Source organism: Alcaligenes ammonioxydans (assembly GCF_019343455.1).
Lineage (GTDB): Bacteria > Pseudomonadota > Gammaproteobacteria > Burkholderiales > Burkholderiaceae_B > Alcaligenes > Alcaligenes ammonioxydans.
In genome coordinates, this window is the sequence record NZ_CP049362.1 from 3,743,883 (window position 1) to 3,756,278 (window position 12,396).

At 49.0% G+C, this 12,396-nt stretch carries 8 protein-coding genes; 6 read left to right on the forward strand and 2 right to left on the reverse strand.

The window, feature by feature from the left end; all coding sequences use genetic code 11:
• Positions 1-590: 590 nt before the first annotated feature.
• Positions 591-1,760 carry a methionine aminotransferase gene (locus tag FE795_RS17040; RefSeq protein WP_219235367.1) on the forward strand — a complete coding sequence of 390 codons (1,170 nt, stop codon included), beginning with the start codon at positions 591-593 and terminating at the stop codon, positions 1,758-1,760.
• Between the two features lie 1,167 nt (positions 1,761-2,927).
• Here FE795_RS17040 and FE795_RS17045 read toward each other — a convergent pair.
• Positions 2,928-3,986, reverse strand: a complete 1,059-nt coding sequence (locus FE795_RS17045; RefSeq protein WP_219235369.1) for a metallophosphoesterase — start codon at positions 3,984-3,986, stop codon at positions 2,928-2,930.
• 1,511 nt (positions 3,987-5,497) lie between these two features.
• Between FE795_RS17045 and FE795_RS17050 the strand changes: the two genes are divergently transcribed.
• From FE795_RS17050 to FE795_RS17060, 3 genes are all read left to right on the forward strand, one after another.
• Positions 5,498-6,865: a diguanylate cyclase gene (locus tag FE795_RS17050; protein WP_219235371.1), complete on the forward strand. Its 1,368-nt coding sequence runs from the start codon at positions 5,498-5,500 to the stop codon at positions 6,863-6,865.
• A gap of 219 nt (positions 6,866-7,084) precedes the next feature.
• Positions 7,085-7,933, forward strand: a complete 849-nt coding sequence (gene asd, locus FE795_RS17055; protein WP_039943175.1) for an archaetidylserine decarboxylase — start codon at positions 7,085-7,087, stop codon at positions 7,931-7,933.
• Between the two features lie 129 nt (positions 7,934-8,062).
• Positions 8,063-9,043, forward strand: coding sequence for an Lnb N-terminal periplasmic domain-containing protein (locus tag FE795_RS17060; RefSeq protein ID WP_003800805.1), 981 nt, complete (start codon positions 8,063-8,065; stop codon positions 9,041-9,043).
• Positions 9,044-9,253: 210 nt separating this feature from the next.
• Here the strand turns inward: FE795_RS17060 and FE795_RS17065 are convergent, their stop codons facing one another.
• Entirely contained in the window at positions 9,254-10,171 is a 918-nt protein-coding gene (locus FE795_RS17065; RefSeq protein ID WP_059318439.1) for a pyridoxal-phosphate dependent enzyme, read from the reverse strand.
• 561 nt (positions 10,172-10,732) lie between these two features.
• Here FE795_RS17065 and FE795_RS17070 point away from each other — a divergent pair.
• Together FE795_RS17070 and FE795_RS17075 are read left to right on the forward strand one after the other, a co-directional pair.
• The gene (locus FE795_RS17070) at positions 10,733-11,086 is read left to right on the forward strand and encodes a hypothetical protein (protein ID WP_003800802.1); all 354 of its coding nucleotides are present in this window, start codon (positions 10,733-10,735) and stop codon (positions 11,084-11,086) included.
• 260 nt (positions 11,087-11,346) lie between these two features.
• Positions 11,347-12,135 carry a PhzF family phenazine biosynthesis protein gene (locus FE795_RS17075; protein ID WP_131071106.1) on the forward strand — a complete coding sequence of 263 codons (789 nt, stop codon included), beginning with the start codon at positions 11,347-11,349 and terminating at the stop codon, positions 12,133-12,135.
• Positions 12,136-12,396: the final 261 nt, after the last annotated feature.

The window sequence follows — 12,396 nt, forward strand, 5'->3', positions numbered from 1 at the left end:
AGGCGGGCTTGTCACTCTTAAATCTCTTAAAAGTAGCTATCTGAGCAGCTACTCCAGCTCATGGGTATAGAAGCTTGACTGTCAGGTGGCAAAATTGTGGATAACAGAACCCTAAGATGAAATATCGCCTGATGTCTTCCTAAGTGCTTCCAACGTGAAACAACCATAAAATCTCGGCAATCGTTGAACGAAACGGCACTACCGCTACTCCCTTTCTCCCGCTCCAACAGCTCACTGTGAAACGTCCTATGAGCAAGCAAAAAGGGAAACAGACAAAGCGGGTACACAGGTTTATTCTCCTTGTCATACCCGTGGGGCACGGCGATGCTGAAAAAAATCCCAAGAAAAAAGGAGCGTTATCTAGGACTTTGCAAGAGGCCGTAAAAACGTGAATAAGCGAAAAGCAGGGCCTATATAGGCACACGCTATATTCATGTGTAAAAACAGCTCAACCAAGCCGCTCCACGATCAACGGAACCATACGAAATCTATGGTATTTTCCTCAGGAATTCGTCTGATACGTCGCCACCCCACTTTTTCCAGAAAATTTAAAGGGCGGGTGCATTCTTATTATTTATATCAGTAGACCCATGCAGATTACCTCCAAGCTCCCCTCTGTGGGCACCACTATCTTCACCACCATGAGTCAGCTGGCTCTGGAACATAAGGCTATCAATCTGGGACAAGGTTTTCCAGATTTCAATCCTGATCCCGCGCTTATTGAGGCCGTCCACCAGGCCATGCTCGGTGGTCTTAACCAATACCCGGCAATGGCAGGTTACCTGCCTTTACGCAACGCTATCGCCAGCAAGACGCAATCACGCTATGGCCGTCGCTATGACGTAGAGACAGAGATTACCGTTACCAGCGGTGCCACCGAAGCATTGATGGCCAGTTTCCAGGCTTTCGTACACCCTGGCGACGAAGTCATTGTGATCGAGCCGTTCTACGATCTCTATATCCCTGCCATTGAACTAGCGGGAGGGATTCCTGTCGCCGTCCCCATGACACCACCAAGTGAAGCTGTACCTTACTACCGGGTAGATTGGGATCGCGTCGAATCTGCAATCAGCAGTAAGACACGCATGTTGGTGATCAACTTTCCACACAATCCCACTTGCACTATTTTGCGAGCAGAGGATCTGGATGCTCTGGAGCAGATTGTAGAAAAGCATCCTTTGATTATTTTGTCTGATGAGGTTTATGAGCACCTGACCTTTGATCAGAGAGAACATTTAAGCTTGGCGACCCGTCCCTCTCTGGCCGAACGAGCAGTGATCGTCTCTTCCTTTGGCAAGACCTTCCATGCCACAGGCTGGAAGGTTGGCTATTGCTGCGCCCCAGCCAAACTAAGTGCAGAGATTAGAAAAATCCATCAATACACAGTTTTTACCGTTCCCAGCCCTTTACAGGCGGGTCTAGCGACTTATATGCAAGAACCTGCTACCTGGGAGAGCCTGTCCTCTTTCTACCAGGAAAAACGCGACCATTTACACCAAGGCTTACAGCACACCCGTTTCAAACCCATGCCCAGCGAAGGTACGTTTTTTCTGTTGGCCAGCTATGACAATATTTCAGATCTACCTGAGTTGGATTTTGCCAAATACTTGAACCAACACTATGGTGTAGGCGCAATACCGGTCTCTGCCTTTTACCTGAATCCACACTCCGAACAGGCTAATCATCGTTTGCTGCGCTTTTGCTTTGCCAAACAGCCCAGCACCCTGGACCAAGCAATCGAACGATTAAAGAAGGTCTAGCACTCCGTTAACTATTCCGTACCACCAACCGCCGCCAGGCGGTTTTTTTTATCCCATTTTTGTGGACAAGTACACATCAGTAAATCTCATCTCTTCAAATGCAGAAGAGCGGCTCAGGCCTTGTGAAACATGCCTCCCCACTTGAAGCACAAAACCTCGTGCGCGCAACACAAAATCACCGCTTTGTGGCACATGCATAAAGAAACGTAAAACAGCCTTCTCAGCCTTCAAACGAGCCCCCTGTTGATAACTTTGGGGGTAAACCTGATTTTTTCTCCAGTTATGGCCTTTCTTTCACCGAGAAAAAAGCAAATTAAGCTATACAGTCGCTTTTTCGTGTTGAGTCCAAGCTTTACGAATGAAACCGGAGCAATAAATACAAAAAAGAAAAATATGGATATAAAACAATGACTTATTTCAATATTGAAAGCACATTCACAACTACGTAACTGTGTAAAAAAACAGCCTACTGACCTCAAGCGAACACAGGTGACAAGTTACAAACCGCCACTGACGCTTTACCCACAAATTGTGGATAAGTCAAAAGTCTAAACACGATTGACCTAGTACAAGCTCCAGGCACAACAACTCCCTAAGCCAAAGCAAATACTTGGCTAAACAATTTTTATCGGTAGAACAGGTCTTTTTGCTGCCAACACCCTTTCCTTGAGCTTTTCTCATACTGCAGTAAAGCCTCAGAAGGCAACAACAAAGCCGATCCTCAACAGGCTTGAAAAATATTTTTCAGCTCTGTTGGCTCAGTTTTCTGTATGCAAAACATGCATAAGCCAGTCTTGAGCGAGATCGTGATTTTTGTTCATGGACTGCATCTTAGTCGAGAACTTTTGACTTGCAAAGGGTAAGAGCCTGGTCAGGGTACCGCTGAACTTATCTTATATAACAAGCACTTAAATTTTTTATTAAGATGATTGGATGGAAGCCTGTTGATAAGTCGAACAAGTGCTTTTAAGAGTGGTAAAACAAGTACTTAGCCTGTTTTTTAACGGGGATAGATCTGACGCTTATCAGTGGATGGTTTAGGAACAACTTTTAGAGAGCGCGAAGAAGTACCTACTTATGCCTTATGTATCCACACGCTGTGCACAATCACCTTCCTAGAGCTTATCCACAGAAAAGAAAATTGTAACAGCGCACGGAAAGCTTTATTTATCGCGTGGGGTAAGTAAAACCGGTGTCGGTCATGATGATTTTTTCAGGCCAGCGCAACGCTGCCAGATGAAAAGCGGAGTCTTCAGGCGCCTGGGCTTTATGCCGATCGCGCCAGCGTGCCCCTACGGAGTAATCGATGCAAAACGTATTTTTCTTCGCTCCGTGCCATGAAAAAGGATCTATGTCTTTGAATAATAAGGAATATTTAGACATTTTCGCAACTGGCTGAGGAAACAGCTGACGCCAGTAATGGCCAAAAACCACAGGAACGTCGTCCAGGTAGCTGTCCCACCAGGCGGTACGATCCGAAAAACGCCATCGATTTCCTGCAAAAAAAGCTTGTTTAGCAGGGCCTTCGATTCCGGAGGTCAGCAAACGGATGGGGTTGAACTCATTTTTGAGCAAATCGTAGTCAATATAGGACTGCAATAAGGGCATCAAAACGTGTGGATCTTCAATTTTTTCTTTCCAATCCTGTTTTGCACGCAGATATTTATCTAGAATTCCTTTTTTTTCTGCATAATTATCCGCTTTATGTTCGCATTCAAAGAAATAATCAAGAAAATCGTCACTTTTTACGGCTCTAAGCGTATCAATTGCTGGATTACTCCACGCTGCATGCACGATTCTAAGATCATCTCTCTCCAAAACAATGGGTAATGTACGTAGAAATTCTTTAATTTCGTCTCTATTTTCAGGTTTTACCCGTTTGAATGGAGAGTAATTTCTTAAGTCTGATCGGTACCGTTCTTCAAAAAACCATCCAGAACCATCTTTTGCATCATCAATCAGCAGGTTGATCTCATGATTACCTAAAATTCCTTTTGCTTTTTTATTTGTAATCAATGACTTAAGGTAATCAATTACGGCTTGGCTATCTGGCCCTCTGTCACAATAATCTCCAACGAATATTAAATGACGGTTTTCAGGATGAGAGCCATCAGGCTCATAACCTAAATTTTCGATCAGTTGCAGTAGGGCCTGGAACTCTCCATGTACATCACCAATGATGTCTAAGGAACCAGTAGGTAAAGTTTGTACAAGAAAGTTGGGCATGGGCGAAAGCTTCTTTATTTAACAATAACTATATATATAACTGGTAATGGATAATGGGTGTCTGTGGATAAGTGGCATAGCCTAAAATTTATCTTTAATTTCATCTACTTAGCGACTGTTTTTACCTGTGCACCATCCCGAGGAAGACGGTGGAGCGAAACTGGACAACATTTGGGGTCTGGAAAAACAGGCGACTTATCCCCCTTTCATCCACAGCGCGTCCACAGCAGCCCCTCTTGGAGCTTATCCACAGGGGCCGGACGCCTGTCCCAGCCTTAAATATAGCTTTTTTGTTCAGTCCTCGACCGGTTTTCTAAGCAGAATCCACCCTGGCGAGAAGTGCTGGGGTGAACGAGACCACCCCCATCAACAGCATCATGTTCTGGGACTGATTAAGCCTTTATAATATCCACAAACTATTCACTTTCTTATTAACCGACCATTTTGTCGAAAACGATATTTTCATTTTTGGTTTAATCGAATTTGTTAATAAGATTGTGGATTACTTTTTAATCCCATTCTGTGGATAAGTTTATATATCACGATTGTTATTGGTTTTGTTCAAAACAAGATTGTTGTTTTGTTAATCAAACCGAAGTTCTTGTGCGGTCTTTTTTTATTGAATCCGTATCTTCTTTTTTATTTTTCTTCAGCTTTATTTTTATTAATCGACTTCTTTTTGGTAAAGAATCTTATTTTCCGTGTTATGAAAGTGAATGTTCTTGTTAATCAATAAGAAGGATTTTTATAGATGTCTTCATGTTTTCTATTTTTTTATAGAAAACGAATTTTTATTTTTTAATTTTCAAAATTTCAAAGTTTTAATGAGAGCACCTGTTCTCATTAGCAAAAATTCTGAAGTACAAATAAAAATGTTGGAAGGCTGGGTTTTGCGCAGGAAACTACTTGCCGACCCGACCCGACCCGACCCGACCCGACCCGACCCGACCCGACCCGACCCGACCCGACCCGACCCAACCCGACCCGAGAGGACCGATCTGATGAGTTGTCGAGAAACAGGCTATCTTGCCGTATAAATCTGTTTATTTATTCAGTGCTGATTATAAAATCAGTGTTTGTTCTTAGCTGGCAGTCTTAACCCTGGCGTTTTTTATTGCATGATCCGGACCAGGGTAGTAACCGTGGCTTTTTGGCGAAAGTGGGAAATTCGTTTGGTCGACGCTCTACTTTGATAGGACAATCTGTCCATGTGGGAACTTTCAAGATGTTTCGGCCAACAAACTCTTGAGTTTGAATCGCAGATCGCCGTCAAGGTAAGGCGAAACAGGCGATTGCTCGAGTGCGTGAACAGGTGGCGTCCCTCTTGCACGGCGGAATCACCCACTTATCTTTAAGGGGTATGTTTTTTCCTTGAACCAGGCAAGGGTATTTTCCTGCTGGCCAGGAGCCCAGACCGCTATAAGAAATAGCGCGAAATCTGCCCTCATGTAACAATTGCCGCCAAGGCTGTTTAATCCTTAAGTATCGCCTCGCTACTCTTCCCGTACTTCATGTCTCAACCGAATATCAAAGAAGCCGCTCAGGATTGGCACGGCTTGCTCCAGAAAGTGCCCCCGGCGGTTCGCGCTCACGTGCTGACTATCACCCAAGATAACCAGGACGAGCTTGCGACCCACTTTTATACCCATATGCTCAAGCACCCTGCCGCGCAGGTGTACCTGTCGCACGATCAGGTACACCTGCGTTTGCATCGCTCCTTGCGCAGTTGGTTGGTGCAACTGTTCTCCGTAGATGAGCACAGTGACATGCAAGATCAGGTCAAGCTGCAGAACCAGGTGGGGGAGGTCCATGCCCGGGTCGGGGTGCCCGTGCACCTGGTATTGCGGGGAGCCCGTTTGCTCAAGGGGCGCTACGCCCGCTTTTTGTTTGAGTCCTCGGACATCAGCTCCGAGCAGGCCTGGGAGTGTTTTCGGTACGTACAGAACTTTATTGATCTGGCGATGGAGCTGATGAGCCATGCCTACGCCAACTCACGTGAGCGCAAGTCTCGCGCAGAGGAGTCGTACCGTTTGTTTGCGATTGTGCAGAACGTAGCCGCCGAGCGCGGTCGACAGCGGGCTGCCCTGCTGGATTGGGAGAACCTGTTCATGTTCGCAATGGCGGTCAACAATGGCGTCACCCCTGCCCCGCGAATCGGGGACTCGGATTTCGGTATCTGGTTCAAACATAAAGGCGCCCATGCATTTCAGGGTACGGTAGAGAGCCGAGAGATCCTGGATCTGATGAATTTGATTGATACACAGCTGATGCCGGCCTTTGAGAAAGGTGATGCGAAGGGTCAGGTACTGCTTTTGCATGAGCTGCGTGATCGAACCCGAGCAATTGGTTTGCACCTAGATCGTCTGTTTGAGCAGCAAAATGAACTGGAGTCGGGGCGGGATGTGCTTACCCGCCTGCTTAGCCGCAAGTATCTGCCCGTCGTACTGAGCCGTGAGGTGGGCTATGCCCAGCAACGTGGATCACGATTCGCGTTGTTGGCAGTTGATATTGACTACTTCAAACGGGTCAATGACACGCATGGGCATGATGCCGGCGATCGTGTCTTGCGTCAGTTTGCTGAATTACTCAGCAATAGTGCCCGAGCTGGTGATTATGTATTTCGTCTCGGCGGCGAGGAGTTTCTCCTGGTGCTGGTGGACGTGGATGCGGACGGGGCAATGCGTGCTGCCCGTAATTTGCGTCTTCGCATTCATGCTGAGACCTTTCGGGTCGTGGATGGGGAGAGCATGGCTATTACCGCCAGCATCGGCGTGGCCTTGTACGATGGTCATCCGGATTATGAACGTACACTGCGCCGTGTTGATCGTGCCTTGTATCAGGCTAAAGAGGAAGGGCGCGACCGGGTCGTGTACGTTTGACAGGACAAGCCTGTCCGCTCTTTTATGTCGTATGGCGGCAACCTGTGCTACAAGTGCGTATTGTTTTGTTTTTGCCTACGTTTTGTGACTTGCTGTTGACCTAAGGCTGTTTCATGAGGACGCCGCTCCGGCTTAAGAGCGGCCTCGGGTCCCACTACATTGAATGGCATAAACGCGTTGGCTGATGGCCAAGGCAAGATTTGTTTGCGAGCTGATTTTATGCATCCCCGTTTGGCTGTTTTCCCCCAGTATCTACTTCCTAAACAGGCATTGACCGAGTTTTTGGGCGGCCTGGCCTCCAGGCCCATGGGCGGACGTACGACCTGGGTCATCAAGCGTTTTATTGATCGTTACCAGGTCGATATGAGCGAGGCAGAAAACTCCGATCCAGCCAGCTATGCGACGTTTAACGAGTTCTTTGGCCGAGCGTTGCGCCCCGGGGCCCGACCTATTGCCGATGCGGCACTGGTCAGCCCTGTTGATGGAGCCATTAGCCAACTGGGCGTGATCCAGGGCGCGGAAGTGTTCCAGGCCAAGGGCCATAGCTACTCGACGACAGCCTTGATTGGGGGCGATGCCCAAGAGGCTGCCCGTTATCAGGATGGGCTGTTTGCGACGCTGTACCTAAGCCCCAGCGACTATCATCGGGTGCATATGCCTTGTCAGGGTGTGCTCAAGCGCATGATTCATGTGCCGGGCGATTTGTTCTCGGTCAATCCTACGACTGCGCGTGGTGTGCCAGGACTGTTTGCTCGTAACGAACGGGTGGTTTGTTTTTTCGACTCTGAGCAGGGCCCATTTGTACTGGTGCTGGTAGGAGCGACCGTGGTGGGCAGCATGGTTACGGTCTGGCATGGCGTTGTCAATGCGGCGCGTGACGGCAAGGTTCGCGAATGGAATTATGAGGGCCAGAATATTGTTCTGGAAAAAGGACAGGAAATGGGCCGCTTTCTGCTAGGTTCCACTGTGGTCATGCTGTTTCCCAAGGAAAGCGGATATCGTTTTGAGCCGAGCTGGCAGCCGCAAGGGGTCATTCGTCAGGGGCAGGCCATGGGCTATCAGGGCTAAACCCTGTTTTCTTGAGAGTAGAACCTGTGTTCAAGTGGGCACAGGTTTTTTTTTACCCCTTTTTTCAGGGTAAGCGTGATTTGAAATCAGGTGGTTTGTGGAGTGTGTATGAAAAGGTGGGGGGCGAGGGTGATCAAGATACTGATTCTGTTATTGGTCTTGATGGTGACTGTCTGGGGGGCGTTGGCGCTGCTGTTTCAATGGCCGGCAGGCGCAGGACGCTGGATGCTCGTGTCTGTTTGGGTGGGGATGGCCTTGCTGAGCCTGTATGCCTTGAGCAACGGCAAGAACGTTTTTTTTGTGCCCCAGGGCCTGGGACTGGTGCTATTGCTTGGCTGGTGGGGCAGTATCGTCCCGAGCAATGAGCGACTGTGGGCCACCGATGTAAACAGAATGAGCTATGGCGAGATCCATGGTTCGGTGGTGACTTTGCATAATGTGCGGGATTTTAATTGGCGCAGTGAAACCGATTTCGATGAGCGCTGGATTACGCAGGACTATGACCTGCAAACGCTTAAATCGGTTGATATGTTTCTTTCCTACTGGATGGGACCTGTCATAGCACATACTTTGGTGTCGTTTGGCTTTGAGGATGGTCGCCATGTGGTGTTCTCGGTAGAGATTCGCAAAGAGCGAGGTGAAGCCTTTTCTGCGATAGGCGGATTTTTCAAAGAGTTTGAGTTGAGCCTGATCGCTGCAACAGAGCAGGATATTGTCCGCACACGCAGCAATGTTCGAGGTGAGGACGTGTACATGTACAGTGTGGAATTGGCCAAGCCGGCCATGCAGGCACTTTTCCTGTCTTACGTGGAGCAGGGCCGACAACTGCAAACCGCGCCCCGCTTCTACAACACCTTGACGGCTAACTGCACCACGATTGTTTATGACATGGTGTCCAAGATTGTGGATGGGGTGCCATGGGACTGGCGGGTGTTGGCTTCGGGCTATCTGGCACAGTATGTGTATGGTTTGAATGCCCTGGCTCCAGGCCATACTTTCAAGGAATTGCAGCAATTGGGTTATATCAACCCCCGGGCGTTGGCTGAACAGCCCGGAGAAGATTTTTCTGCTCTGATTCGACGGGGTTTACCCCTTGTAAGCCCTATTTAAGGCTGTTTTTGACGTTTTTGTTCCACGTGAAACATACGTTTTATTCATTTCGATCTTAAAATTAGAGCGAATTTGTAAATTGCCTAAAAAATAAAATCCCACTCTTCGAGAAATCATGGAGTGGGATTTTTTTATAAAAAAATGATTGTTTTTTAAATGGGCTCTTCTTGTCCTCGTTCTAATACTTTTTTGAGGGTGCTTGGTGCCGGCTCAGGGGGTTGCTCGCCATTGCACCAGTTGCTCCAGCGTCATGGTGTTCCCGCCGCATACCACCACCAGAATGTTGTTGTAAGGAGCCAGTGCTTCGTGGTCCAGATACAGCGTGGACAGGGCCGCGCCACATGCTGGTTCCACCAGGACCCGATGGTCAGTCAGAAAGCGCAGGCACGCGCTGACAGCCTGTGCGTCACTGACCTGGACGCAGGTGGTGGGATGGGATTGGCTGACGGCATAGGCCTGATCGCAGACCCTGGGGGCGGCTAGCGAGGTCGCTACACCACTTACTTCATTTAGGGTGATGTGTTGACGTTGTCGCACGGACTCTCCTAGGCTTGCTGTGCCCTGAGTTTCGACTGCAATGATCGTGGTCTTGTCCCAGCCTTGTTCCTGCAGGCCCTGAGCAACCCCGCTTAGCAGGCCACCGCCGCCTACGGCCAGCAACACGGCATCGGGCTGTATACCCATCTGCGCCACCTCTGCGATCATGCTGGCGTGTCCCTGCCACAGTAAAGGATCGTCGAAGGGATGTATAAATGCGTCGCCTTCTTGAGCCAGGGTCAAGGCGTAGTCATGAGCTTCCTGCCAGTTCTTGCCCACGACATGCAGCTCGGCTTTTTCCCGTTGAATCAACCGTCTGGCGTGTTCACTGGTGCTTTCTGGGACGATGACCAGCGTGGGGATGGTCAGCCTACGCCCGGCATAAGCTACCGCAATGCCCGCATTGCCACCAGAGGCAATGACGAAGCGTTGTTTGCCTTGTTGGGCGTGGTGCTGGCATAAATGACCGATACCCCGAATCTTGAAAGATCCACTCGGCTGCAAGGCGTCCATTTTTAACCAGATCTGCTTGCCGAGCTGATCGCTTAAGGCGTGTGAATAAATAAGGGGCGTCTCAAGGTGAAGAATCATTTCTTATCGTTCCAGATTTTATAGTGATCTGAGGGGGCACGGGAGGCGCTCAGCAGCCTGCTCGTCCCATTTTATCGGTCTGAAAGTTTTGTGGCCAAAGATCTTGGCTACTGTCTGTGGGCGGTCCACTCACGGGAGGAGAAATAGGTTTGAAATCGAGGTTTATATCGCCAGCTCTGTATTTTGTAACTATCTTTATCTGTGAAGTTAAGTCTCTTAATGCCGTTTAATGTGAGGCGGCTTACGAAGTTCATACTCGACTGCACCTTCTTACAATTTCGTGTGCTCCGTCCTTGCTCGTTCAGGCTAAATCAAAGGCTGATCTGATAAAATTCCTGTTAAATCGCCCGACTCAAGACCTTTTTCCGGCTGAAGCTCCGGTTCGGTCTTAAGCGTTTAATTTTATGTGCGTGATAAGCACGGAAACTCATTCCAATCATTCGGGCCATAAAGCAGGCTTGTTTTTTGCTTTGCCTGATCGGAATAAAAACAATAATAACCAGAACTTATTTCTAGAAAAGACGCTGTGGTAGCGGCTCTTAAAGGAATAACGATTTTGTTATGAAAACTGCCACCAGACCTGCTGATATTTATATGCGTTTTTTGCAGCTCGCCGATTCGCTGCATACCTTGCCCTGCCTGCCCTGCCTGGACCCGCTCGAAGAGCGTATTCTGGTGCTGGTTGCCAAGGCATCCAAAGACTCCTTGCGCTTGTCGGTGCGCGATGTCATGGCCGTAGAAAGGCTGGGTTCGCCCGCGACCATTCACACACGCCTTAAGTCCATGCGCGAGAAGGGCTGGATCGTCCTGAGTGACACCGAGGATACGCGTCGCAAGCAAGTGGATTTGAGCCAGGCTGCTTTATTGCACTTTGATCGCCTTTCCGCCTGCCTGCTGGAAGCGGCAAATGTTTAAGGGATCAGGTGAAGTTGTGTCGCAGTCTGCGCGATACAGCTCGATAACAAAAAATAGGCTGGCAATAGCGAACCGCTAAGTTTTTTGGCTAGTGTGTTCCGCTTATGGAACCCAAACAGCTGCAGGTCTCAGGGTCAGTACATCAATAAGAGAAATAGACGGTTTAAAAACAATATCCCTATTGCTTGTCCTGCCCAGCTTCCAAGAAGCCCTTTTTTCTATACAGTAGGCTCATTGTCGATTCCATGACTGGAGGCGGGATGCGCTTACCCATATATCAGCTTGATGCTTTTACCGACACATTGTTTGCGGGTAACCCCGCTGCCGTGGTGTTGCTCTCTGAGTTTCCCGACGACGCCCTGCTGCAGTCGATTGCGCAGGAAAACAATCTGGCTGAAACCGCTTTTTTGGCGCCACAAGGCGAGGATTTCCGTTTGCGCTGGTTTACTCCTACGGTAGAGGTGCCTTTATGTGGGCACGCCACTTTGGCCAGTGCGGCGGTTGTGCTGCGCAGTCTGCGTCCAAATGACAGCCAGGTCGTGTTTCATACTCAAAGTGGTGCGTTGACCGTGCGTCGTGATGCGTCCAGCTATGTGATGGATTTGCCAGCACGCCCGGTCACCCGTGTGCCAGATAGCCCTGATTTGGAGCGGGCATTGGGAGCCAGGGTTATCGAGTTATGGCGCAATGACTTTACCCATTTGGCTGTTCTTGAGTCCGAGGAGCAGGTTCGCCAATTGCAGGTGGATGCTGGTGCTCTGCTCGCTTGCGGATTGGACGGCTGTATTGTGACCGCAAAAGGGTCGGGGCGATTTGATATTGTCAGCCGCTTTTTCGCCCCAGGTCATGGCATTGATGAGGACCCGGTGACGGGTTCGGCTCACTGCGCCCTGTTGCCCTATTGGGCGCCTATCCTGGGTAAAACGCAGTTGATGGCTTACCAGGCTTCTGCACGCGGTGGGGTACTCGATTGCTCCTTGAATGGAGATCGTGTGTTTTTGAAAGGTCAGGCCGTTATGTATCTGGAAGGGCATATTAATGTGGCCTGAAGGAAAGTAAGTGGCCGTCTCGTGGCATGAGCTTATTCGACCGGCCTGTTGGAGCGCCGGTCGAATGTCTGTTGAGCTGGTATTGTGCTTATCAGCATAAAGTCCCCTATTTCGTAGACCGCCTTGAGGGGCGGTTTTTATATTTCTGAGCTCTTATGATTCCTGTTGCACCGATTTCTCTATTTCTTTTGGTGATTATTACGCTCGGGCCGCTTGCGTGGGGGATCGTACTGGTTTGGGGTGTTTTGCTCGTAGTCCAGC

Bases quoted from the DNA above. Each gene is read 5' to 3' on its own strand.
- FE795_RS17050 (WP_219235371.1), top strand. From the start codon at position 5,498: ATGTCTCAACCGAATATCAAAGAAGCCGCTCAGGATTGGCACGGCTTG.
- asd (WP_039943175.1), top strand. From the start codon at position 7,085: ATGCATCCCCGTTTGGCTGTTTTCCCCCAGTATCTACTTCCTAAACAG.
- FE795_RS17045 (WP_219235369.1), bottom strand. From the start codon at position 3,986: ATGCCCAACTTTCTTGTACAAACTTTACCTACTGGTTCCTTAGACATC.
- FE795_RS17070 (WP_003800802.1), top strand. From the start codon at position 10,733: ATGAAAACTGCCACCAGACCTGCTGATATTTATATGCGTTTTTTGCAG.
- FE795_RS17075 (WP_131071106.1), top strand. From the start codon at position 11,347: ATGCGCTTACCCATATATCAGCTTGATGCTTTTACCGACACATTGTTT.
- FE795_RS17040 (WP_219235367.1), top strand. From the start codon at position 591: ATGCAGATTACCTCCAAGCTCCCCTCTGTGGGCACCACTATCTTCACC.
- FE795_RS17065 (WP_059318439.1), bottom strand. From the start codon at position 10,171: ATGATTCTTCACCTTGAGACGCCCCTTATTTATTCACACGCCTTAAGC.